At 63.9% G+C, this 23813-nt stretch carries 21 protein-coding genes and 3 tRNA genes; 6 read left to right on the plus strand and 18 right to left on the minus strand.

The genetic code is table 11. The features are described from left to right. Positions 1-8: 8 nt before the first annotated feature. The 8 genes from hupB to PTT45_RS14735 all read right to left on the minus strand — a co-directional run bounded on the left by hupB (position 9) and on the right by PTT45_RS14735 (position 6861). The gene (hupB, locus tag PTT45_RS14700) at positions 9-281 is read right to left on the minus strand and encodes a nucleoid-associated protein HU-beta (protein ID WP_003087931.1); all 273 of its coding nucleotides are present in this window, start codon (positions 279-281) and stop codon (positions 9-11) included. Positions 282-417: 136 nt separating this feature from the next. Then, a complete protein-coding gene (lon, locus tag PTT45_RS14705) occupies positions 418-2814 on the minus strand; it encodes an endopeptidase La (RefSeq protein ID WP_273814188.1) in 2397 nt (798 codons plus the stop codon). Positions 2815-2957: 143 nt separating this feature from the next. After that, a complete protein-coding gene (clpX, locus tag PTT45_RS14710; protein WP_043306865.1) occupies positions 2958-4238 on the minus strand; it encodes an ATP-dependent Clp protease ATP-binding subunit ClpX in 1281 nt (426 codons plus the stop codon). A 108-nt stretch (positions 4239-4346) separates the two neighbouring features. After that, positions 4347-4988, minus strand: coding sequence for an ATP-dependent Clp endopeptidase proteolytic subunit ClpP (gene clpP / locus PTT45_RS14715; RefSeq protein ID WP_043306864.1), 642 nt, complete (start codon positions 4986-4988; stop codon positions 4347-4349). Between the two features lie 92 nt (positions 4989-5080). Then, the gene (gene tig, locus PTT45_RS14720; protein ID WP_273814190.1) at positions 5081-6391 is read right to left on the minus strand and encodes a trigger factor; all 1311 of its coding nucleotides are present in this window, start codon (positions 6389-6391) and stop codon (positions 5081-5083) included. A gap of 146 nt (positions 6392-6537) precedes the next feature. Beyond that, positions 6538-6622, minus strand: a tRNA-Leu gene (locus PTT45_RS14725). Between the two features lie 55 nt (positions 6623-6677). After that, a tRNA-His gene (locus tag PTT45_RS14730) sits at positions 6678-6753 on the minus strand. Positions 6754-6784: 31 nt separating this feature from the next. Beyond that, a tRNA-Arg gene (locus tag PTT45_RS14735) sits at positions 6785-6861 on the minus strand. Positions 6862-7121: 260 nt separating this feature from the next. Here PTT45_RS14735 and folD point away from each other — a divergent pair. Beyond that, positions 7122-7976 carry a bifunctional methylenetetrahydrofolate dehydrogenase/methenyltetrahydrofolate cyclohydrolase FolD gene (gene folD, locus PTT45_RS14740; RefSeq protein WP_273814191.1) on the plus strand — a complete coding sequence of 285 codons (855 nt, stop codon included), beginning with the start codon at positions 7122-7124 and terminating at the stop codon, positions 7974-7976. A gap of 61 nt (positions 7977-8037) precedes the next feature. Here folD and PTT45_RS14745 read toward each other — a convergent pair whose 3' ends face one another. The 6 genes from PTT45_RS14745 to PTT45_RS14770 are packed head-to-tail and all read right to left on the minus strand — an operon-like array spanning position 8038 to position 13977. After that, positions 8038-9777, minus strand: a complete 1740-nt coding sequence (locus PTT45_RS14745; protein ID WP_273814192.1) for an ABC transporter substrate-binding protein — start codon at positions 9775-9777, stop codon at positions 8038-8040. 50 nt (positions 9778-9827) lie between these two features. Next, positions 9828-10100 (minus strand): DUF2160 domain-containing protein, encoded by a 273-nt coding sequence (locus PTT45_RS14750; RefSeq protein WP_273814193.1) that lies wholly within the window; start codon positions 10098-10100, stop codon positions 9828-9830. A gap of 12 nt (positions 10101-10112) precedes the next feature. Beyond that, the gene (locus PTT45_RS14755) at positions 10113-10913 is read right to left on the minus strand and encodes a carbohydrate ABC transporter permease (protein ID WP_273814194.1); all 801 of its coding nucleotides are present in this window, start codon (positions 10911-10913) and stop codon (positions 10113-10115) included. 10 nt (positions 10914-10923) lie between these two features. After that, the gene (locus PTT45_RS14760; protein ID WP_273814195.1) at positions 10924-11790 is read right to left on the minus strand and encodes a carbohydrate ABC transporter permease; all 867 of its coding nucleotides are present in this window, start codon (positions 11788-11790) and stop codon (positions 10924-10926) included. Continuing rightward, the gene (locus PTT45_RS14765; RefSeq protein WP_273814196.1) at positions 11787-12884 is read right to left on the minus strand and encodes an ABC transporter ATP-binding protein; all 1098 of its coding nucleotides are present in this window, start codon (positions 12882-12884) and stop codon (positions 11787-11789) included. Before PTT45_RS14765 ends, PTT45_RS14760 begins: the two co-directional genes overlap by 4 nt. A 10-nt stretch (positions 12885-12894) precedes the next feature. Continuing rightward, positions 12895-13977, minus strand: a complete 1083-nt coding sequence (locus tag PTT45_RS14770) for an ABC transporter ATP-binding protein (RefSeq protein WP_273814197.1) — start codon at positions 13975-13977, stop codon at positions 12895-12897. Positions 13978-14356: 379 nt separating this feature from the next. On the opposite strand from PTT45_RS14770, the gene PTT45_RS14775 reads away from it, so the two are divergent. Further along, complete coding sequence (locus PTT45_RS14775; RefSeq protein WP_273814198.1) at positions 14357-16198, plus strand: sigma-54-dependent Fis family transcriptional regulator; 1842 nt, start codon at positions 14357-14359, stop codon at positions 16196-16198. A 3-nt stretch (positions 16199-16201) separates the two neighbouring features. Here PTT45_RS14775 and PTT45_RS14780 read toward each other — a convergent pair whose 3' ends face one another. Both PTT45_RS14780 and PTT45_RS14785 read right to left on the minus strand, forming a co-directional pair. Beyond that, the gene (locus tag PTT45_RS14780; protein ID WP_273814199.1) at positions 16202-18094 is read right to left on the minus strand and encodes a putative bifunctional diguanylate cyclase/phosphodiesterase; all 1893 of its coding nucleotides are present in this window, start codon (positions 18092-18094) and stop codon (positions 16202-16204) included. Positions 18095-18236: 142 nt separating this feature from the next. Continuing rightward, the gene (locus PTT45_RS14785; protein ID WP_273814200.1) at positions 18237-19067 is read right to left on the minus strand and encodes an oxidoreductase; all 831 of its coding nucleotides are present in this window, start codon (positions 19065-19067) and stop codon (positions 18237-18239) included. 116 nt (positions 19068-19183) lie between these two features. Here PTT45_RS14785 and PTT45_RS14790 point away from each other — a divergent pair, with 116 nt between their 5' ends. Together PTT45_RS14790 and PTT45_RS14795 are read left to right on the plus strand one after the other, a co-directional pair. Further along, positions 19184-20092, plus strand: coding sequence for a LysR family transcriptional regulator (locus PTT45_RS14790; protein ID WP_273814201.1), 909 nt, complete (start codon positions 19184-19186; stop codon positions 20090-20092). A 37-nt stretch (positions 20093-20129) separates the two neighbouring features. Beyond that, complete coding sequence (locus PTT45_RS14795; RefSeq protein ID WP_192317576.1) at positions 20130-20468, plus strand: FKBP-type peptidyl-prolyl cis-trans isomerase; 339 nt, start codon at positions 20130-20132, stop codon at positions 20466-20468. A gap of 63 nt (positions 20469-20531) precedes the next feature. Here PTT45_RS14795 and PTT45_RS14800 read toward each other — a convergent pair whose 3' ends face one another. Further along, on the minus strand, positions 20532-21281 hold the full coding sequence (locus tag PTT45_RS14800) for a 3-oxoacyl-ACP reductase family protein (RefSeq protein WP_273814202.1): 750 nt from the start codon (positions 21279-21281) through the stop codon (positions 20532-20534). Positions 21282-21401: 120 nt separating this feature from the next. Between PTT45_RS14800 and PTT45_RS14805 the strand changes: the two genes are divergently transcribed. Further along, positions 21402-22334 (plus strand): LysR family transcriptional regulator, encoded by a 933-nt coding sequence (locus PTT45_RS14805; RefSeq protein WP_273814204.1) that lies wholly within the window; start codon positions 21402-21404, stop codon positions 22332-22334. Between the two features lie 6 nt (positions 22335-22340). Here PTT45_RS14805 and PTT45_RS14810 read toward each other — a convergent pair whose 3' ends face one another. Then, the gene (locus tag PTT45_RS14810; RefSeq protein ID WP_273814267.1) at positions 22341-23237 is read right to left on the minus strand and encodes a DMT family transporter; all 897 of its coding nucleotides are present in this window, start codon (positions 23235-23237) and stop codon (positions 22341-22343) included. 134 nt (positions 23238-23371) lie between these two features. Between PTT45_RS14810 and PTT45_RS14815 the strand changes: the two genes are divergently transcribed. Then, positions 23372-23809 (plus strand): Lrp/AsnC family transcriptional regulator, encoded by a 438-nt coding sequence (locus PTT45_RS14815; RefSeq protein ID WP_273814206.1) that lies wholly within the window; start codon positions 23372-23374, stop codon positions 23807-23809. Positions 23810-23813 lie beyond the last annotated feature (4 nt).

Here is a 23813-nt window from a genome sequence, read left to right on the forward strand (position 1 = left end):
AGAGACGCTTAGTTGACGGCGTCTTTCAGAGCCTTGCCAGCTTTGAAGCCCGGGATCTTGGCAGCAGCGATCTTGATCGGCTTGCCAGTCTGCGGGTTGCGGCCGGTACGAGCAGCACGCTCTTTAACGGCGAAAGTACCGAAGCCAACCAGCACCACGGAATCACCAGCCTTCAGAGCGCCAGTGACGGATTCAATCACTGCGTCCAGCGCGCGGCCAGCAACAGCTTTCGGGATATCAGCGGATGCGGCGATGGCATCAATCAGTTCCGACTTGTTCACTCTTAAGTCCCCTTATTTCTGTTGAGTTGTTTCTTAGTTGTTTGGTGTAAGCAAAGCGGGTGCTGAAAGGGCCTGCCGACACATAGGAGCCGCTTTATAACAAGGGCTCGAAAATAGTGTCAAGGAAGCCCCCCGGCTAATGCGTGCTGATTCGCTCCTTGGAATCAGTCTCGCGCGAGTCATCCTTTGCAACCATCTCGGGAGCCGCATCGGGCAAGGGCTCCGGGGCGTATTGCAGCGCAATTTGCAGGACCTCGTCAATCCATTTAACCGGCTTAATGGTCAGGTCCTGCTTAATATTCTCCGGAATTTCCTTGAGATCACGGACATTCTCTTCCGGGATGATCACGGTCTTGATTCCACCACGGTGAGCGGCCAGGAGTTTTTCCTTCAGGCCACCAATCGCCAGCACCTGCCCACGCAGGGTGATCTCGCCGGTCATGGCAACATCGGCCCGCACCGGGATCTGCGTCAGCGCCGAGACCAGAGCGGTGCACAAGCCGATACCGGCACTCGGGCCGTCCTTCGGCGTGGCGCCTTCCGGCATGTGGATGTGTACGTCGCGCTTCTCGTGGAAGTCCGGAGCAATCCCCAGGCTCTTGGAGCGGCTACGCACCACGGTCAGGGCAGCAGTCATCGACTCGGCCATCACATCACCAAGCGAGCCGGTCTTGATCAACTGGCCCTTGCCCGGGACAACCGCAGTCTCGATGGTCAGCAACTCACCACCCACCTGGGTCCAGGCCAGCCCGGTAACCTGGCCGATCTGGTCCTGCTGCTCGGCCAGGCCATGGCGATAGCGACGCACGCCCAGGTAGTGCTCCAGCGAATCCGGAGTGACCTGCACCTTGATGCGCTTCTCCTTGGCATGCTCCTTGACCGCCTTGCGGCAGACCTTGGAAATCTGCCGCTCCAGGCTACGCACACCGGCCTCGCGGGTGTAGTAACGAATGATGTCGCGGATTGCCGCCTCTTCGAACTCCAGCTCGCCCTTCTTCAGGCCGTTGGCCTGCACCTGCTTGGGCGTGAGGTACTTGATGGCGATGTTGACCTTCTCGTCCTCGGTGTAGCCCGGCAGACGAATGACTTCCATACGATCCAGCAGCGGACCGGGAATGTTCATCGAGTTGGCGGTGCAGATGAACATCACGTCCGAGAGGTCGTAATCGACCTCCAGATAGTGGTCGTTGAAGTTGTGGTTCTGCTCCGGGTCCAGCACCTCGAGCAACGCCGAGGCAGGGTCGCCACGCATGTCGCTGCCCATCTTGTCGATCTCGTCGAGCAGGAACAGCGGGTTACGCACGCCAACCTTGGTCAGCTTCTGGATCAGGCGACCAGGCATGGAGCCGATATAGGTACGGCGGTGACCGCGGATCTCGGCCTCGTCACGCACGCCACCCAGGGCCATGCGCACGAACTTGCGATTGGTGGCACGCGCAATGGATTCGGCCAGCGAGGTCTTGCCCACGCCAGGCGGACCGACCAGGCAGAGTACCGGCCCCTTGAGCTTCTTCACCCGTTTCTGTACGGCGAGATACTCGAGGATGCGCTCCTTCACCTCCTCCAGACCGAAGTGATCGGCCTCGAGGATGTCCTCGGCCTTGGTCAGGTCCAAGCGCACCTTGCTCTCGGCCTTCCACGGCACGTTGGTCAGCCAGTCGATGTACGAGCGCACCACGGTGGCCTCGGCCGACATCGGCGACATCTGCTTGAGCTTGTTCAGCTCGGCATTGGCCTTGGCGTGGGCCTCCTTGGTCAGGCCGGCGTTCTCGATGCGCTTCTTCAGCTCGTCGATCTCGTTGTGGCCTTCGTCGATGTCGCCCAACTCCTTCTGAATGGCCTTCATCTGCTCATTCAGGTAGTACTCGCGCTGGCTGCGCTCCATCTGCTTCTTGACCCGGCCACGGATACGCTTCTCGACCTGCAGCAGGTCGATCTCGGCATCCAGCAACGCCAGCACATGCTCGACGCGCTCGGCCAGGCTGGTGATCTCGAGGATTTCCTGCTTCTGCTCGATCTTCAGCACCATGTGCGCGGCCATGGTGTCGACCAGGCGCGCTGGCTCATCGATGCTGTTCAGCGAGGACAGCACCTCGGCCGGCACCTTCTTGCCCAGCTGCACATACTGTTCGAACTGGCTCAACAGACTACGGGTAAAGACTTCCGACTCGCGTTCGGCAACTTCGCTCTCGTCGAGCAGTTGCACCTCAGCACGGCAATGACCATCCACTTCGATGAACTTCTGCACTGCACCGCGCTGCTCGCCCTCTACCAGTACCTTCACAGTACCGTCGGGCAGCTTGAGCAGCTGCAATACGGTGGCCACAGTTCCCATGCGATACAACGCGTCTTCGCCCGGATCATCATCTGCGGGGTTGCGCTGCGCCAGCAGGAGGATCTGCTTGTCGCCCCCCATGGCGGCTTCCAGAGCCTCGATGGACTTCTCGCGACCGACGAACAGCGGGATGACCATGTGTGGATAGACCACGACATCACGCAGCGGCAGGAGAGGCAATTCGATGGTTGTCTTCATGATTTCAGCTCTACGGCGGCCATTCGGCCGTAATCGGACGGGAGTACCCTTGACCCTAAGATGGGGCCACCCCTAGGAAAAAACAAGCGAGAAAGGCGGAAAAGCAAAGGGCCCCGCAGGGCCCTTTGTTTCAGCGTTAGACGTCAGGCGTCTGGTGCAGCCTTGGCTGGCGGCTCGCTGTTTTCGTAGATCAGCAGGGGCTTGGAAGAACCCTCGATCACACTCTCGTCGATCACCACCTTGCTGACATCGCTCTGCGAGGGGATCTCGTACATGGTGTCGAGCAGCACGCCTTCGAGGATCGAACGCAGACCACGAGCACCAGTCTTGCGCTCAAGCGCACGATGAGCCACGGCCTTCAGCGCGTCGGCACGGAACTCCAGGTCGACGCCTTCCATCTCGAACAGCTTGGCGTATTGCTTGGTCAGCGCGTTCTTCGGCTCGGTGAGTATCTGCATCAGCGCAGCCTCGTCCAACTCGTCGAGAGTCGCGATAACCGGCAGACGACCGACGAATTCCGGAATAAGACCGAACTTCACCAGATCGTCCGGCTCGACCTCACGCAGCGCCTCGCCAACCTTCTTGCCCAGGTCCGGGCTGCGCACTTCGGCATTGAAGCCGATGCCGCCCTTGGTGGAACGAGCCTGAATGACCTTCTCCAGACCAGCGAATGCACCACCACAGATGAACAGAATGTTGCGGGTATCGACCTGCAGGAACTCCTGCTGCGGGTGCTTGCGACCACCCTGTGGCGGAACCGAGGCGACAGTGCCTTCGATCAGTTTCAGCAGAGCCTGCTGCACGCCCTCACCCGATACGTCGCGGGTAATGGACGGGTTGTCAGATTTGCGCGAGATCTTGTCGATTTCGTCGATGTAGACGATGCCCATCTGGGCCTTCTCGACATCGTAATCGCACTTCTGCAGCAGCTTCTGGATGATGTTCTCGACGTCCTCACCCACATAACCGGCTTCGGTCAGGGTGGTGGCGTCGGCGATGGTGAACGGCACATTGAGCAGGCGAGCCAGGGTCTCGGCCAGCAGGGTCTTGCCCGAACCGGTAGGACCGATCAGCAGGATGTTGCTCTTGCCGAGCTCGACGTCATCTTTCTTGTCGCGCTGATTCAGACGCTTGTAGTGGTTGTATACGGCAACGGAGAGCACCTTCTTGGCGCGCTCCTGACCGATCACATACTGATCCAGAATGCCGCTGATTTCTTTGGGCGCAGGCAACTTGTGCGCGCTGCTTTCGGCCTGGGCTTCCTGCACCTCCTCGCGGATGATGTCATTGCACAGGTCGACGCACTCGTCGCAGATAAAGACCGAGGGACCGGCGATCAGCTTGCGCACTTCGTGCTGGCTTTTGCCGCAGAAGGAGCAATAAAGAAGCTTGCCGTTATCCTCGCCGTTGCGGGTGTCAGTCATTAGATCGATCCAATACGGTAGGCATGAAACACAAGATGAAGGCAATTGCGGGCATTTTCAACCCTGCGGGACGGCCGGATTCACCCGGCCGCTACGCTCAAACGCGGATCAGACTGCCAGCTGGCGCTTGCTCAGAACCTGATCGATGAGGCCGTATTTGACCGCCTCGTCGCCGCTCATGAAGTTGTCGCGATCGGTATCCTTGGCAATTACGTCGATCGGCTGCTTGCAGTGATCGGCCAGAATCTTGTTCAGGCGCTCGCGGATGGTGAGGATCTCACGGGCGTGAATCTCGATATCCGAGGCCTGGCCCTGGAAGCCGCCCAGCGGCTGGTGGATCATCATGCGCGAATGCGGCAGGCAGTAGCGCTTGCCAGCGGCACCGCCAGCCAGCAGCAGAGCACCCATGCTGCAGGCCTGGCCGATGCAGATGGTCGACACGTCGGGCTTGATGAACTGCATGGTGTCGTAGATCGACATACCGGCAGTCACCGAACCGCCCGGCGAGTTGATGTACAGGTGGATGTCCTTGTCCGGGTTCTCGGCTTCAAGGAACAGCAGCTGAGCCACGACCAGGTTGGCCATGTAGTCCTCGACCTGGCCAACCAGGAAGATCACTCGCTCCTTCAGCAGGCGGGAGTAGATGTCGTAGGCGCGCTCGCCACGGGCGGACTGCTCGATCACCATCGGCACGAGGCCACCGGCGGCTTGGATGTCTGGCATGGTGTTCATGAAAGAGTTGTGCGACATGTCTAGCGATCTCTCCCTAATAGTCATGTCTCTAAAGACGCATAAGCCAGCACGAAGGCTGGCTTATGGTTGTGCTCGAACGAGGCGAGGGATCAGGCTGCTTGCGGGGCTTCCGCCGGCTTGACCGCTTCTTCGTAGGAGACCGCTTTATCGGTCACTTTGGCCTTCTGCAGAACAGTATCTACAACTTGTTCTTCCAGTACAACCGAACGCACTTCGTTCAGCTGCTGGTCGTTCTTGTAGTACCAGGCCACAACCTGCTGCGGCTCTTGGTAAGCAGAAGCCATTTCCTCGATCAGCTCGCGAACGCGGGCTTCGTCGGCCTTCAGTTCGCTCTGCTTGACCACTTCAGCAACGATCAGACCCAGCACCACACGACGCTTGGCCTGCTCTTCGAACAGCTCAGCTGGCAGTTGGTCAGGCTTGATGTTGCCACCAAACTGCTGAACGGCCTGCACACGCAGACGGTTCACTTCGTTGCCGATCAGAGCCTTCGGCACTTCAACCGGGTTGGCGGCCAGCAGACCTTCCATTACCTGGTTCTTCACCTTGGATTTGATGGCCTGACGCAGTTCGCGATCCATGTTCTTGCGAACTTCGGCGCGGAAACCTTCCAGACCGCCTTCCTTGATGCCGAACAGGGCGAAGAAGTCGTCGTTCAGTTCCGGCAGCTGCGGAGCGGAGACGCTGTTGACGGTCACGGTGAATTCAGCGGTCTTACCGGCCAGATCCAGGTTCTGATAGTCAGCCGGGAAGGTCGGATTGATCACGCGCTCTTCGCCAGCCTTGACGCCAACCAGAGCCTCTTCAAAGCCTGGGATCATGCGACCGGAACCCAGCACCAGCGGAGTGCCCTTGGCGCTGCCACCAGCGAAGGCTTCGCCGTCGATCTTGCCGACGAAGTCGATGTTCAGCTGGTCGCCATTCTCGGCGGCACGCTCGACAGCTTCGAAGCGGGTGTTCTGCTTACGCAGGATTTCCAGCATGTTGTCGACGTCGGCGTCGTTCACGTCAGCCTGCAGGCGCTCGATGGCGATGCCATCGAAGCCAGCCAGCTGGATTTCCGGGAAGACTTCGAAAGTAGCAACGTACTCGAGGTCCTTGCCCTTCTCGAAGGCTTTCGGCTCGACGGACGGAGCACCGGCCGGATTCAGCTTCTGCTCGACGATGGCCTCGTAGAAGGTGGCCTGGATCAGGTCGCCCAGAGCTTCCTGACGGGCAGTGTCTTCGTAACGCTGGCGAATGACGTTCATCGGCACCTTGCCGGGACGGAAGCCCGGTACCTTGGCGCGGCGGGCAGTCTGCTGCAGGCGCTTGGTCACTTCGGTCTCGATGCGCTCGGCCGGCACGCCGATGGTCATGCGGCGCTCGAGAGCGGAGGTGCTTTCAACAGAAACTTGCATGGATATTCCTCGTTGCACAGACATAAGCCGGGCGTTCCGGCCCCAGAATCAAAGGCGAGCATTCTAGTGGCTCGAATAGCAGAAGTCACCTGCGCAAAACGAGCAAGAAACGGCGGGATATATAAGGAGGGATTACAAAGAAAAGATGGTGCGGACGGAGAGACTCGAACTCTCACACCTTGCGGCGCCAGAACCTAAATCTGGTGTGTCTACCAATTTCACCACGTCCGCGTGGTAACGCTTGAAACGAAAACGCCAGGCTTTGGGCCTGGCGTTTTCTCGAATATGGGGTGGACGATGGGAATCGAACCCACGACACCAGGAGCCACAATCCTGTGCTCTACCAACTGAGCTACGCCCACCATATTGCGTTGCTTGTGCCTGATCCGCCAATGGCGCACCCGGCAGGACTCGAACCTGCGACCATCCGCTTAGAAGGCGGATGCTCTATCCAGCTGAGCTACGGGCACTTAATCATCCGCGGAACAGACTTCTAAGCTACAGCTCCAACCGCTACCGGTCGTTGCCATCTTACCCAGCGGCTGGCTGTGCTCGACAAGCGGGGCGAATCTTATAGAGGGGATTCGAATGCGTCAACACGAAAATGAAAAAAATCCTGCTGGATAAAGGAGTTACAGGAAAGCGCGACGCTTGCGCCTTTGCCCCACCGGCCACCCATGCGAGAATGCGCGACCTTTTCTCCCCCCTTCCCCATGGTTAAGCACGCGTCATGACCGCAAAACTGATCGACGGTAAATCCATCGCCGCCAACCTCCGCCAGGATATCGCCAAACGTGTCGCCGAGCGCCGCCAGCAAGGCCTGCGCGCTCCTGGCCTGGCCGTGATTCTGGTCGGCAGCGACCCGGCGTCCCAGGTATACGTCTCGCACAAGCGCAAGGACTGTGAGGAAGTCGGCTTCGTTTCCGTGGCTCATGACCTGCCTGCCACTACTACTCAAGGCGAGCTGCTCGGCCTGATCGACCAGCTCAACCGTGACAACGCCATCGACGGCATCCTGGTGCAGCTGCCCCTGCCCGCCCACCTGGATGCCTCGCAGCTGCTCGAGCGCATCAACCCGGACAAGGACGTCGACGGTTTCCACCCGTTCAACGTCGGCCGCCTGTCCCAGCGCATGCCGCTGCTGCGTTCCTGCACGCCGAAAGGGATCATGACCCTGCTGGAAAGCACCGGCGTCGACCTGCACGGCCAACACGCCGTGATCGTGGGCGCGTCCAACATCGTCGGCCGGCCGATGGCCCTCGAGCTGCTGCTGGCCGGCTGCACCGTGACCGTCACCCACCGCTTCACCAAGGATCTGGCCGGCCATGTGGCCCAGGCCGACATCGTGGTCGCGGCCGCCGGCAAGACCGGTCTGGTCAAGGGTGAGTGGGTCAAGCCGGGCGCCATCGTCATCGACGTCGGCATCAACCGCCAGGCCGATGGCAAGCTGCTGGGCGACGTGGAATACGACGTGGCCGCCGAGCGCGCCGGCTGGATCACCCCGGTACCGGGTGGCGTCGGCCCGATGACTCGCGCCTGCCTGCTGGAGAACACCCTGTACGCTGCGGACAACCTGCACGCGTAAGCCTTCCGGCAATGAAAAACGGCGCCCTCAGGCGCCGTTTTCGTTTCCGCCACAGCTCTTACTACTGGGCTTTCTGCCAGGACTTCACCAGCTCGTCGTAGCTCACGGTCTCGCCTTTCGGCTTCTCGTTTGCCAGCTTCGGCTTGGGTGCACCTGGCTGATCCAACCAGTACTGCGGGTCCTTCTCCTCGTTGAGTTTCGGACCGCAATCACCCTGCACGCCGGAGCGCTCGATACGGGCCATCATGCTGTCCTGAGCCGCGGCCAGACCATCCAGGGCCTCCTGCGGGGTCTTGTCGCCACTCGCCGCCTCGGCGATGAACTGCCACCACAGCTGCGCCAGGCGCGGGTAGTCCGGCACGTTGGTGCCGGTGGGCGTCCACTGCACCCGTGCCGGGCTGCGGTAGAACTCCACCAGACCACCGAGCTTGGGCGCGGCCTCGGTCATCGCCTGGGAGTTGATATCCGACTCACGAATCGGCGTCAGGCCGACCAGAGTCTTCTTCAGCGAAACGGTCTTGGCGGTGACGAACTGCGCGTACAGCCAGGCCGCCAGGCGCTGCTTCTCCGGGGTGGATTTGAGGAAGGTCCAGGAACCGGTGTCCTGGTAGCCGAGCTTCATGCCCTCCTCCCAGTACGGCCCCTTGGGCGACGGCGCCATGCGCCACTTCGGCGTGCCGTCCTCGTTGACCACGGCCAGCCCCGGCTTGGTCATGTCCGCGGTGAACGCGGTGTACCAGAAGATCTGCTGGGCGATGTTGCCTTGCGCCGGTACCGGGCCAGCCTCGGAGAAGGTCATGCCCTGGGCTTCCGGCGGCGCGTACTGGCGCATCCAGTCGACGTACTTGGTGGTGGCGTAGACCGCCGCCGGACCGTTGGTATCGCCACCACGGGCGACGCTGGAACCCACCGGGCGGCAGCCCTCGACGCGAATGCCCCACTCGTCCACCGGCAGGCCGTTGGGCAGGCCCTTGTCGCCGCCGCCAGCCATGGAGAACCAGGCGTCGGTGAAGCGCCAGCCCAGCGACGGGTCCTTCTTGCCGTAGTCCATGTGGCCGTAGACGCGCTTGCCGTCGATTTCCTTGACGTGCTCGGTGAAGAACTGAGCGATGTCCTCGTAGGCCGACCAGTTGACCGGCACTCCCAGCTCGTAGCCGTAGATTTCCTTGAACTTGGCCTTCAGCTCAGGCTTCTCGAACCAATCGGCGCGGAACCAATAGAGGTTGGCGAACTGCTGGTCGGGCAGCTGGTAGAGCTTTTTGTCCGGCCCGGTGGTGAAGGAAATGCCGATAAAGTCGTTCAGATCGAGGGTCGGCGAAGTGAAGTCCTTGCCCTCGTTGGCGATCATGTCGCTGATCGCCACTGCCTTGCCGTAGCGGAAGTGGGTGCCGATCAGGTCCGAGTCGTTGACCCAGCCGTCATAGATGTTCTTGCCGGACTGCATCTGGGTCTGCAGCTTCTCCACCACGTCGCCTTCCTGCATCAGGTCGTGGGTGAGCTTGATCCCGGTGATCTCGCTGAAGGCCTTGGCCAGGACCTTGGCCTCGTACTCATGGGTGGCGATGGTCTCGGAGGCGACGTTGATCTCCATGCCGCGGAACGGCTCGGCCGCCTTGATGAACCACTTCAGCTCGGCGAGCTGCTGCTCCTTGGTCAGGGTGGACGGCGAGAACTCGCTGTCGATCCACTTTTTCGCCGCCTCTTCATAGGCGTCGGCCCAGGCCGCGCCGCTCAATCCGGACAACGTCAGCAGGGCCGCGAGCGCCATGCTATGTCGGGTCTTGTAGTTGTTGTCGAACATAGACTCCTCCTTGCTTGAATAGAAAACCGACCGGAACGACAGGCAGCCGGTCAGCCCCAACGCATCACCACCAGTAACCACACAACGGACAGCGCCGAGGCTATCCAGGTGCTCCAGTCGGTCGCGCCCACCACCAGCAGGTGCAGGTAGGCGCTGCCGAGCAAACCGATGAACAGCCGATCACCGCGGGTGGTGACGATCGGCAGAAAGCCCCTGCGCTCGACGCAGGGCGAGCGGATTTCCCATACCGTCATGCCCACCAGCAGCAGCGCGATACCACCGAAGAAGGCCGCCGTAACCGGAGTCCAGGCCATCCATTCCATAGTCGTATCTCCTCAGACCCGGCCCAGGGCGAAGCCCTTGGCCACGTGGTTACGGACGAACCAGATCACCAGCATGCCCGGCAGGATGGTCAGCACCCCCGCCGCCGCCAGCACGCCCCAGTCGATGCCGGAGGCCGACACGGTGCGCGTCATCACCGCCACGATCGGCTTGGCGTTCACCGAGGTCAGGGTGCGCGCCAGCAGCAGCTCGACCCACGAGAACATGAAGCAGAAGAACGCCGTGACGCCGATGCCGGGGCCGATCAACGGGATGAAGATCTTCACGAAGAACTTGGGGAAGCTGTAGCCGTCGATGTAGGCCGTCTCGTCGATCTCCTTCGGCACCCCGGACATGAAGCCTTCGAGGATCCACACCGCCAGCGGCACGTTGAACAGGCAGTGGGCCAGGGCCACGGCGATGTGGGTGTCGAACAGGCCGATCGACGAGTACAGCTGGAAGAACGGCAGGAGGAACACCGCCGGTGGCGCCATGCGATTGGTCAGCAGCCAGAAGAACAGGTGCTTGTCACCGAGGAAGCGGTAGCGCGAGAACGCATAGGCCGCCGGCAGCGCCACCAGCAGCGAGATGACGGTGTTCAGGCACACGTAGTACAGCGAGTTGAGGTAGCCGTTGTACCAACTGGGGTCGGTGAAGATCACCTTGTAGTTGGCCAGGGTGAAATCCTGCGGCCACAGGCTCAGGCCGCCGAGGATTTCGGTATTGCTCTTGAACGACATGTTCAGCAGCCAGTAGATCGGCACCAGCAGGAACAGGATGTAGAGCAGCAACGCCAGGGTTTTGCGAATGGTCATGGCGGGCTCCTCAGCTCTTCTGGTCGTTGTGGGTCATGGCCGTGTAGAACGCCCAGGACACCAGCAGGATGATCAGGAAGTACACCAGCGAGAACGCCGCCGCCGGCCCCAGGTCGAACTGCCCCACCGCCATCTTGGTCAGCGTCTGGCTGAGGAAGGTGGTGGCGTTGCCCGGCCCGCCGCCGGTGAGCACGAAGGGCTCGGTGTAGATCATGAAGCTGTCCATGAAGCGCAGCATCACGGCGATCAGCAGCACGCTCTTCATCTTCGGCAGCTGGATGTGGCGGAACACCGCCCAGCTCGATGCGCGGTCGATGCGCGCGGCCTGGTAGTACACGTCGGGAATGGCGCGCAGGCCCGAGTAGCACAGCAGCGCCACCAGCGAGGTCCAGTGCCACACGTCCATCACCAGCACCGTGACCCAGGCATCCATGGTGTTGGCCGCGTAGTTGTAGCTGATGCCCAGCTTGCTCAGGGTCCAGCCCAGCAGGCCGATATCGGCGCGACCGAAGATCTGCCAGATGGTGCCGATCACGTTCCACGGGATCAGCAGCGGAATGGCCATGATGATCAGGCAGGCCGAGGCCCAGCGACCCTTGGTCGGCATGCACAGGGCGATGGCGATGCCGAGCGGAATCTCGATCAGCAACACGCAGGCGGAGAAGATGAACTGGCGCAGCAGCGAGTCATGCAGGCGCTCGTCCTGCAGCACCTGCTGGTACCACTCGACACCAACGAAGGTGCGCGTGCTGGCGTCGAAGATGTCCTGCACCGAGTAGTTGACCACCGTCATCATCGGCAGGATGGCGCTGAACGCCACCAGCAGGAACACCGGCAGCACCAGCCACCAGGCCTTGTTGTTGATCACCTTGTTCATGCCCGCACCTCCACCAGCACGTCGTCGGCGTAGAGCATCAGCCACTGGGACGGGAAGCCGATGTAGGCCACCTTGTGCGGCACCGGCAGGTCTTCCTGCAGGCGCGCCTTGAGCGTCACGCCGTCCAGCTCCAGGGTGAGGATCTTGTAGGTGCCCAGGTCCTCGACATGGCGCACCTCGCCACGCAGGGCATCGACGAACGGCTCGTCGCTGACATGCACGAACTCCGGGCGGATGCCCAGCTTCAGCGGCCGCCCACCCAGCTCGGCCAGGCGCTGGCACAGCGCCGGCGCCAGCGGCACACGGGTCTGGCCGAAGCACACGCCGCCAGCGTAGGGCGTGACCTCGATCAGGTTCATTCCCGGGCTGCCGATGAAGAAGCCGACGAAGGTGTGTTTGGGCCGCTCGAACAGCTCGCGCGGGGTACCGAACTGGACGATCTGACCGCCGTACATCACCGCGATCTTGTCGGCGAAGGTCGAGGCCTCCAACTGATCGTGGGTGACGTAGACCATGGTGATGTTGAACTGCTCGTGGATCTGCTTGAGCTTGCGCCGCAGCTTCCACTTCAGGTGCGGGTCGATCACCGTCAGCGGCTCGTCGAAGAGGATCGCCGACACGTCGTCGCGTACCAGGCCGCGGCCCATGGAGACCTTCTGCTTCTCGTCGGCGGTGAGGTTGCGCGCCTTCTTGTGCAGCAGCGGGTGCAGGTCCAGCACCTCGGCGATCTCGTGCACCTTGCTGGTCACGCGCGACTCCGCCAGGCCCTGGTTGCGCAGCGGGAAGGCCAGATTGTCGAACACCGTCATGGTGTCGTACACCACTGGGAACTGGAAAACCTGGGCGATGTTGCGCTCCTGCGGCGACAGGTCGTTGACCTCGCGCATGTCGAACAGTACCTGCCCCTCGGACGGGCTGAGCAGCCCGGAAATGATGTTGAGCAGGGTCGACTTGCCGCAGCCAGACGGGCCGAGCAGCGCATAGGCGCCGCCCTGCTCCCAGACATGGGTCATCTCGCGGATGGCGTAGTCGTCCGCCCCGCTCGGCTGCGCGCTGTAGCTGTGGGCCAGGTTCTGCAGGCGTATTTCTGCCATGGTGCGCTCCTCAGGACCGGCGGATCGGCGCCAGGACCAGTTGGTCCCGGGTATCGAAAACGAACAGCTTGTGGGTCGGGATGTAGATGCGGATCGGAGCGTCCACGTCGTACTCGTGCACGCCCTGCAGATGCAGGACCAGGGCGAAGTGCTCGCTGCGCACGTGCAGGAAGGTCTCCGAGCCACTGATCTCGGCCAGCTCGACGGTCACCGCCAGCTCCAGGTCGTCGTCATTGGATGGCACCAGGCCGATGTGCCCGGGGCGCACGCCAAAGCGGTACAACCCTTCCGCCAGGCCACGCAGCTCGGCGGTCAGCGGGAAATGCACGAAGTCCTCGAAGCTCACCTCGCCATCGCTGATGCGCCCGTGCATCAGGTTGATCGGCGGCTCGGAGAACAGCTCGGCGGACAGCACCTGCTGCGGCCGGTGGTAGACCTCGGTGGTCCTGCCACTCTGGATCACCCGGCCTTCGTGCAGGATGGTGGTGGTGCCGCCCAGGGCCAGCGCCTCGTTGGGCTCGGTGGTGGCGTAGATGGCGATGCTGCGACGGGTGCGGAACAGCTCGCGCATCTCCTGGCGCAGCTCCTCGCGCAGCTTGTAGTCGAGGTTCACCAGCGGCTCGTCGAACAGCACCAGGTCGGCATCCTTGACCAGTGCGCGGGCCATCGCCGTGCGCTGCTGCTGGCCGCCGGACAGCTCCAGCGGGTAGCGCTTGAGGAACTTCTCGATGCGTAGCATCTGCGCGGTTTCCTGCACCTTGCGCTCGATCTCCGCCTTGGCCACACCGGCCTGGCGCAGTGGCGAGGCGATGTTCTCGAACACCGTCAGGTTCGGGTAGTTGATGAATTGCTGGTAGACCATCGACACGTTGCGCTGGCGCACCGGCACGCCGGTGACGTCGGCGCCGTGCATCAGGATGCGGCCGCTGCTGGGCTTGTCCAGCCCGGCCATCAGGCGCATCAGCGAGGTCTTGCCGGCGAGCGTGCGGCCCACCAGCACGTTGAAGGAGCCCGGTTCGAAGCTCAGGCAGGCGTCGTCGATATAGACCTGCTGGTCGACCACGCGGCAGACATGTTCCAGCGTTAACGACATGGCGTGTCCTTATGGTTATTTCGCCCGCCGCCGCGAAGGAGCCTCGCGGTCGGCACTGGCATAAGGCGACATTCGTGCCAGCGCCGATGCGCGCAAGCGAAAACCGGCCATCTCGTTGATCTACAAGGAATCATCCATAAGGCGCGGTGAGTGGCACGCCGCAGCCTGAACAGTTTTGAACAGTGAAAGCTGAACAACTGAACAATTCGGCCTTTGACTTTGAACAGCCATGAACAACACTGGGCGAACGCTTCCCCCTGCCCCGCCCGCGGAGACAGGGGCCGGGAGAGCAAGGCACTCCCAGCGGCCAGCCCATTGCAGTAACGGCGACGCCAGCACGGAAGCTGTACCTATAAAAACAAGAACCAGGCGATACCCCATGACTGCTACTGCCCCGGCGCCGAGCCACGACGCCATCGTTCGCGATTCCTGGAGCCGCTGCCGCGACTTCGGCCTCACCCACCAGAGCCAGCCGGCCTTCGGCCAGGCCGCGCCTGGCGAAGTCTCGGCCCTGCTGGAGAGCCAGCATTTCCTGGTGCAGACCACCCACCAGGAGGTGCTGCCCTACTACGAGAACATCCTGGCCAACTCCAACTGCCTGATCATGCTGGCCGATAACCAGGGCCAGCTGCTGCAGTCCTGGGGCGACCGCCGCTTCGTCGAGCCGGCCCAGGCCGTCGGCTTCATCCCCGGTGCCCTGTGGCAGGAGCGCCAAAGCGGCACCAACGCCATCGGCACGGCGCTGGCCTGCGGCCAGGCGGTGCACATCCAGCGCGACGAGCATTTCCTCAAGGCCAATCGCTTCATGACCGGCTCGGCCTCACCGATCTTCGACGCCACCCGGCAGATGATCGGCGTGCTCGACGTCTCCAGCGACAGCTACCTGCCGCCCGCCCATACCCTGGGCATGGTCAAGATGATGAGCCAGTCGGTGGAGAACCGGCTGATCCTCAACCTGTTCAAGGACGACTATTTCCAGCTCAGCTTCAACACCAGCCTGGACAACCTGGACAGCCAGTGGGCCGGCCTGCTGGTGTTCGACGAGGCCGGGCAGATCGTCTCGGCCAATCGCCGCGCCGACAGCCTGCTCGGCGTCGGCCTGTCGCGGGTGAACATCGAGAGCCTGTTCGACGTGCCGCTGCAGCAGCTGCTCAACCAGCCGGAGAGCCTGCCCTTCGCCCTGCGCGCCGCCGGCCGCTATCGCTTCCACGGCCTGATCAAACGCCCACGCAAGCCGCGTATCCAGCCGCGCGACTTCCGCCCGCAGATGCCGCAGGTCCAGCAGCAGGCAGGTTTCACCCTGGCCAACATCAACCTCGGCGACCCGCGGGTGGACAAAGCCGTGCGCCAGGCCGAACGCCTGGTGGAGAAGGACATCCCGATCCTCATCCAGGGCGAAACCGGCGCCGGCAAGGAGGTGTTCGTCAAAGCGCTGCACAACGCCAGCTCGCGCGCCGGCCAGCCGCTAATCGCAGTGAACTGCGCAGCGATTCCCGCCGAACTGGTGGAGTCCGAGTTGTTCGGCTACGAGAAAGGCGCCTTCACCGGCGCCAGCCAGAAGGGCAGCATCGGCCTGATCCGCAAGGCACACCGAGGCACCCTGTTCCTCGACGAGGTCGGCGACATGCCGCTGGCCGTACAGGCCCGCCTGCTGCGAGTGCTGCAGGAACGCAGCGTGCAGCCGCTGGGCGGCGGCGAGCCCTACCCGGTGGATATCCGCCTGGTCTCGGCGACCAACCGCCCGCTACGCCAGGATGTGGAGGCCGGGCTGTTCCGCGCCGACCTCTACTACCGCATCAGCGGCCTCAACCTGGAATTGCCGCCGCTGCGTGAGCGAACCGACAAGGCCGCGCTGTTCCAGCGCGTATGGGAGCACCACCGCGAACCCAGCCAGTGGGCCGGCCTCAGCCGCGAGGTGCAAGAGCTGTTCCTGCGTCACCCCTGGCCCGGCAACCTGCGCCAGCTGAGCAGCGTGATGCAGATCGCCCTGGCCATGGCCGAGGACCAGCCGATCCACGCCGAACACCTGCCGGACGACTTCTTCGCCGACCTGGAAACCGAGCCCGACAGCCCGCCCGCCGGCGAACCACTGATCGAAGCCGGCGACCTGGCCAGCCAATACCAGGCCTGCGGCGGCAATATCTCGCACCTGGCGCGCAGCCTGGGGCTGAGCCGCAACACCCTGTACAAGCGCCTGCGCGAGCAGGGCCTGAAGGTCTGAACGCTAGACCGACAGCGACTCGCGCCGGGCAAAGGCGGTAAGTTCCGCCGCCGGCATGGGCCGGGCGAACAGGAAGCCCTGGCCCTGGTCGCAGCCCAGTTCGGCCAGCAGCCCGCGGGTCGCCTCGTCCTCGATGCCCTCGGCCGTGGTCTGCAGGCCCAGGCTGTGGGCCATCTGCACGATGGCGGTGACGATGGCCTGATTCTGCGGGTTGTCGCCGAGGCCGTGAATGAAGGACTGGTCGATCTTCAGCTTGTCGACCTGGAAGCGCTGCAGGTAGGCCAGGCTGGAGTAGCCGGTGCCGAAGTCGTCGATCGACAGCTTCACCCCCAACTCCTTGAGACGCGCCAGCTGCGCGCAATCCTGCAGCAGGATCGACTCGGTCAGTTCCAGGTCCAGGCAGGCGGGACTCAGGCCGAAACGGGTCAGCGCGCCCGCCACCACGTCCTCGAGGTTGCCGCGGCGGAACTGCACCGCCGAGAGGTTGAGCGACACGGCGAAGCGCGGCAGGCCGGCGGCCTGCCAGAGCATGGACTGGCGGCAGGCCTCGTTGAGCACCCACTCGCCGATCTCGACGATCAGACCGGACTGCTCGGCCACCGGGATGAAGCGATTCGGGCCGAGCATGCCGAGTTCGGGGTGCTGCCAGCGCAGCAGCGCCTCGACCGCCAGCAGGCGCCCGCTGTGCAGGTCGATGATCGGCTGATAGTGCAGTACGAACTCGTCGCGGCTCAGCGCCTGGCGCAGGTCCAGCTCCAGGGCCAGGCGCTCGCGGTTGTCGGCGTTCATGCGCTCATCGAAGAAGCAGTAGGCGTTGCGCCCCGCCGACTTGGCCTGGTACATGGCCACGTCGGCATGCTTGAGCAGCGTCTCGAAGTCCTCACCGTCGCCGGGGAACATCGAGATACCGATGGAGATCGAGGTGACTATCTGCATGCCCTTGAGCGACAGCGGCTGGGCCAGGCGCTGCTGCAGCCGGGCGGCCAGCGAGGATACTGAGGCCAGGTCGTCGACGTCGGCCAGCACCATGAGGAACTCGTCGCCGCCCTGGCGGCTCACCGTGTCGATGTCGCTCAGGGTCTCGCGCAGGCGCCGCGCCACCTCCTGCAGCAGCTCGTCGCCGGCGGCGTGGCCGAGGGAGTCATTGATGGTCTTGAAGTTGTCCAGGTCGAGGAACAGCAGCGCCACCTGGCGGCCGTCGCGACGGGCGTGGCCGATGGCCTGCTCCATGCGGTCACGGATCAGCAGGCGGTTGGGCAGGTTGGTCAGAGCGTCGTGCTGGGCCAGGTGGGTGAAGCTGGCCTCGGAGTCCTTCACCCGCACGATCTCCTGCTGCAGGCGCAGCAGAGTCTTGCGCAGGTCGTTGGCCAGCAGCCAGACGGCCACCGCGCACATCACCAGCACCGCGCTGACATTGACCATGCGGCCAACCCCCAGGGGTAACGGCGTGAAACTCTGCAACCCGCTGAGCGCGGCGTAAGTGAGGAAGGCCACCACCGCCAGGATGCTCAGCAGCAGGCCGATGAACAGGCGCAGCGGCGCGACCATGCCGGCGACGATCAGAATGCCCGGGAAACATAGCACCGCGCCGCTATAGAGCCCCTGGCTGAACCACAGCGACACCGAGACCAGCACCGTGAGGCTGAACAGGATCATCGTCATGGCGAGGTTCACCTGCCCGCGCCCGATCAGCCGCCGCCCACCCAGCACGATCAGCAGTGCCAGCCCGATCAGACCGACGTCCAGCCAGAGCCCAGACATCACCCGTTCCAGGCCGACACACAGCATCACCACACACTGCACATTGGCAATCTGCAGCAGCCGTTGCGCCTGCAGGCGCCGCTCGAGCGGATCGCCGTGGGCATCGAGCGTCGAAGGGTTTTGCGCACGCGTCATAACTGCTGTCATCCATGAGCGACTGCTGCGATAGGGCCTGCACCCTAGCCAATAACCGGGTGATCGTACAAGTAGACCAATGGGGACAGGTCGCCGAAACACAACAGCCGCGCAGGAGCGCGGCTGTTGTGTCTGCTACCACTCAGACAGCGAAGTCGGTGGACAGCGACAGGCTGCGCCAGGCCTGCAGCTCGGTCTCGACCTGCGCATGCTTCTGCTCGATGCGCGCCACCGCATCGCTACCCAGCGGCAGGCGCAGCGGTGGTTGCTCGGCATTGGCCAGCACCAGCATGGCCTCGGCGAACTTCGCCGGGTCGCCCGGCTGGGCGTGGTTGGCCGAGCTGGCGAACTGACGCATGGCGCCGACCGTCTCGTCGTAGTCAGCCAGTTCCAGGGCGGTCTTCACCAGCGACTGCTCGTCGAGGAAGTCGGTACGGAAGAACCCCGGCTCGACCACGGTGACGTGGATGCCGAGCGGCGCGATCTCCTGCTGCAGCGCCTCACTGATGCCTTCCACGGCAAACTTGGTGGAGCCGTACACGCCCCAGCCCATGTAGGCCTGGTAGCCGCCCAGCGACGAGATGTTGATGACGTGGCCGGAGCGCTGGCGGCGCATGTGCGGCAGCGCGGCGCGGGTGACGTTGAGCACGCCGAACACGTTGGTGGCGAACAGCCGCTCGGTCTCCGTCGCGCTGGTTTCTTCCACCGCACCCAGCACGCCGAAGCCGGCATTGTTGATCAGCACGTCGATGCGGCCGAAGCGGGCGATGCCGGCAGCGACGGCTTCAAAGGCCTCGTCCTCGCGGGTCACGTCCAGGCGCACGGCCAGCAGGTTGGGATGCTCGCCCAGGCGGGCGGTGACGTCGACGGGCTTGCGGGCGGTGGCGATGACGGCATCGCCGGCGTTGAGGGCCTGTTCGGCGATCAGTGCGCCGAAACCACGGGAAGCTCCAGTAATCAGCCAGGTACGCATATCGAATTCCTCGGATGTCGTCCCGCACCACGCGGGCCGTTGACGACACTCTAGGGCTGGGGTACTGATGTGATAATCCCAATAAAATTGCATGACTTGCTGAGTAAATTTCATCAATGAAGAACGTCTCCCCCACCGACCTGGCGATCTTCTTGGCCATCGCCCAGCACCTCAGCTTCGCCCGCGCTGCGGTAGACCTGGGCCTCACGCCCTCGGCGCTGAGCCATGCCCTGCGCGGGCTGGAGGAACGCCTGGGCGTGCGCCTGTTCAACCGCACCACCCGCAGCGTGGCGCTGACCGAGGCCGGCGAGCGCCTGCAGGCGCGGGTGCGCCCGGCGTTCCGCGACATCGCCGACGCCCTGGAAGACCTCAACAACTTCCGCGACAAACCCTCCGGCAGCCTGCGTATCAATGCCGGCCGCGCCGCCATCCAGCTGGTCCTGCTGCCGCTGGTGGGGCGCTTCCTCGCCGCCTACCCGGACGTGCGCCTGGAACTGGTGGCCGACGATGGCATGGTCGATGTGGTCTCGGCCGGCTTCGACGCCGGCGTACGCTTCGGCGAGCGCCTGGAGGCGGACATGGTCTCGCTGCCCATCGGCCCGCGCATGCGCTCGGTGGTGGTCGGTGCGCCCGCCCTGTTCGAGCGCCATACCGCTCCACAGAAGCCCGAAGATCTGCATGGCCTGCCCTGCATCCGCCACCGTTTTCCCGGTGGCAACTTCTACCGCTGGGAATTCGAGCGTGGCGGCATCGCCCTGGAGATTGAGGTGGAAGGCCCGCTGACCCTGGACGACGTGGGCCTGATGGTCGAGCCGGCGCTGCAGGGTGTCGGCCTCGCCTACGTGTTCGAGGAAATGGTCCGCGAGCCGATCGCCGACGGCCGCTTGGTCCAGGCGCTCGGCGACTGGTGCCCCTACTACGCCGGCCTGCACCTCTACTACCCGAGCCGCCGCCATGTGCCGGCGGCGCTGCGCGCTTTCATCGACTTCGCCCGCGCCACACTTGCCAACAGCGCCAATCCCTGACAAAACGCCGCCAGTCCAACCATTCGCGAGCAGAAACATGAGCGACGAACTGAAAATCGAAGACCTGGAGATCGGTAGCGGCAAGGCCGCCGTCAAGGGTGCGTTGATCACCACCCAGTACCGCGGCTGGCTGGAGGACGGCAGCGAATTCGATTCCTCCTACTCGCGCGGCAAGCCGTTCCAGTGCGTGATCGGTACGCGTCGGGTGATCCAGGGCTGGGACCAGGGCCTGATGGGCATGCAGGTCGGCGGCAAGCGCAAGCTGTGGGTGCCGGCGCACCTGGGTTATGGCGAGCGCCAGGTTGGCTCCATCCCGCCGAACTCCAACCTGGTGTTCGAGATCGAGCTGCTGGAAGTACTGACCCGCGACGACTGATTCAGCTGCGCGGAAACGACAACGCCCATCGCGTATGCGACGGGCGTTGTCGTTTCTGGCACCTCAGGCGGAGAAGCCACCATCGATGGTCAGGTTGGCGCCGGTAATGTAGGCCGCCTCGGGGCCGGCCAGGTAGGCCACGAAGCTGGCGATCTCCTCCGCCTTGCCGTAGCGCGGCAGCGCCATGGTCTGCTTCAGCGCTTCGGCGAAGTCACTGTTGTCCGGGTTCATGTCGGTATCCACCGGGCCCGGCTGCACGTTGTTGACGGTGATGCCGCGCGGCCCCAGGTCACGGGCCAGGCCCTTGGTGAAACCGGCCACCGCAGCCTTGCTCAGGGCGTAGACCGAGCCGCCGCCGAAGGGCATGCGCTCGGCGTTGGTGCTGCCGATGGTGATGATGCGGCCGCCGTCACCCATCACACGGGCGGCTTCCTGGCTGGCGATCACCACGCTGCGCACGTTCACGTCCAGAGTGCGGTCCAGGTCGCCGATGCTGAATTCCTCGATGGGCGCGATGGCCAGTACGCCGGCGTTGTTCACCAGGATGTCGAGGCGACCGAAGCTTTCCACGGTGTGACGGATGGCGGCGCGGATGGCCTGCTCGTCGCGGCTGTCGGCCTGGATGGCGATGGCGCGGCCACCAGCGGCTTCGATGGCCTGCACCACGTCAAGGGCACCGGCGGCGGAGGACACGTAGGTCAGGGCGACAGCAGCGCCCTCCTTCGCCAGGCGTTGGGCGATGGCGGCGCCGATACCACGGGAACCACCTTGGATGAATGCGACTTTGCCTTCGAGGGTTTTGTTGGTGCTCATTTTGAATCTCCTGAATCTGGGGGTTGGTGTGTAAGACGGCCCCAGTATTCACCTACCACTCACAACCGATAAGCTGGCAATCGCTATATTCAGTCGATACCAATGGTTTATGGAGAACCCATGGAAACCCTCAGCAGCATCGAGTGCTTCGTCCGCGCCGCAGAGGCCAGCAGCTTCGCCGAGGCCGCGCGGCGCCTGGGCCTGACGCCTGCGGCAGTGGGCAAGAATGTGGCTCGCCTGGAATCCAACCTCGGCGTGCGTCTGTTCCTGCGCAGCACCCGGCGCCTGACCCTGACCGAGGCTGGCGAGCGCTTTCTGGCGGAGGTGAGTGGAGGGCTGGCCAGCATCCAGGGCGCGGTGGCCAACCTGGCCAGCAGCCAGGGGCAGCCGGCGGGCACCCTCAAGGTGAGCATGGGCGTGGCCTTCGGCCGCGACTACATCATGCCGCACCTGTCCGACTTCCTGGCGCGCTACCCGGCGATAGTGCCCGACTGGCACTTCGACAACCGCGCCGTGGACCTGATCGGCGAAGGCTTCGACGCCGCCCTCGGCGGTGGCTTCGAGCTGCCACCCGGGGCGATTGCCCGGCAGCTGGCGCCGGCCCACCGGGTGCTGCTGGCCTCGCCGGAATACCTCGCCCAGCATGCGCCCATCGAGCAGCCGGAGGACTTGGCCCCGCACGCCGGCATCCTCCTGCGTTCGCCGCAGACCGGGCGGGTGCGCAGCTGGCCGCTACGTACCCGCGACGACCGCCAGGCCAGCTTCGAGCTGACCCGGCGCATGACCATGAACGACCCCGAGGCGGCCTGCCACGCGGCTCTGCAGGGCCTGGGCGTGACCCTGATCAGCACCGTGCACGCGCTGCCTTATCTGCAGAGCGGCAGCCTGCAGCGAGTGCTGCCGGACTGGTACGTGGACACCGGCAGCCTGAGCCTGTACTTCAGCGCGCAGAAGCTGCTGCCGGCCAAGACGCGGGTGTTCATCGACTTCATCGTCGAGCGCTTCCGCGAACACAAGTGGGCGGAGCGTTTCGACGCCCGCCGGCGCACCTAGCCAACCCTACTTCGCCTCGGCGACCTGCAGGCGCCGCCGCAAACTCCAGCCCTGCTGCATGCCGGCCGCCGCCAGCAGGATGGCCGCCACGCCCAGCCACTGCAGCGGGCTGAGGCGATGACCGAAGGCTAGCCAGTCGACGAAGATCGCCGCGATCGGATAGATGAACGACAGCGCCCCGGTCAGCGCCGTCGGCAGTTTCTGGATGGCGCTGTACAGCAGCATGTACATCACCCCGGTATGCAGGATGCCCAGGGCCGCCAGGCTGGCCCAGGCCTGCGGCTGCTCGGGCAACTGGTAACTGGCCAGCGGCGCCAGCATGAGGATGCCGGTGAGCAGCTGGACCAGCGCGATCAGGTGCGGGGGCGTGCCGGAGAGGCGTTTGACGATCAGCGCCGCCACGGCATAGAGCAGCGCAGCGCCCAGGGCCAGAGCGATGCCCAGCAGGTAGTTCTCGCCCGAGGTGCCGGTGTCGCCATGGGCGCTGACGATGGCCAGCATGCCGAGGAAGGCCACGCCCAGCCAGGCCAGCTTGGCCAGGGTGATGCGCTCGCCGAGGAACAGCGCCGCCAGGCCCACCAGCATGAACGGCTGGACGTTGTACACCGCCGTGCTGATGGCGATGGACGCCTTGGAGTAGGAGGCGAACAGCAGCAGCCAGTTACCGACGATGGCTACCCCGCTGACCAGCGCCAGGATCAGCACCCGGCGACTCAGCAGCTTGCGACGCAGCAGGCCGAGCGCGGCGCACACCAGCAGCAACATCGCGCCGCCGATCACGCAGCGCCAGAACACCACGTCGACCACGGACTGGCCGGAGACCAGGACGAACCAGCCGATGGTGCCGGAAATCAGCATCGCCGCGATCATTTCCAGCGAGCCGCGCTTGAGGGTCTTGTCCATGGTCGGAGTCTCCGGTTGGGGTGCGCTCATTATTCGGCTACCCGCACTGGCGCATCCAGGGCTAATCTAAGGCGAAACTGCAGTACTGCCTTTATTGCAAAGGCACTTTCCTGAAATAGCCTTACGAGCACGCCATGACCGACGAAATCGACCAGCTTCTGCTCAACGCCTTGATGGAAGACTCGCGCCGCTCGCTCAAGGCGCTGGCGCAGATCAGTGGCCTGTCCTCGCCCAGCGTGGCCGAGCGCCTGCGCCGCCTGGAAGAACGCGGCGTGATCAAGGGCTACCGGGTGGAAGTGGACCCGCGCCACTTCGGCTACCAGCTGCAGGCCATCGTCCGCGTGCGCCCGCTGCCCGGCAAGCTGCACGAGGTGGAGCGGCAGATCCAGTCGATCCCCGAGTTCACCGAGTGCGACAAGATCACCGGCGAGGACTGCTTCGTCGCCCGCCTGCAGGTGCGCTCCATGGAGCAGCTCGACGAGCTGCTGGACCGCATCAACGCCTACGCCGAGACCAACACCGCCATCGTCAAGAAGACCTCGGTGCCGCGCCGACTGCCGCCGATGAACTGAAGGA

The organism is Pseudomonas sp. Gutcm_11s, assembly GCF_028649395.1.
Taxonomy (GTDB): Bacteria; Pseudomonadota; Gammaproteobacteria; order Pseudomonadales; family Pseudomonadaceae; genus Aquipseudomonas.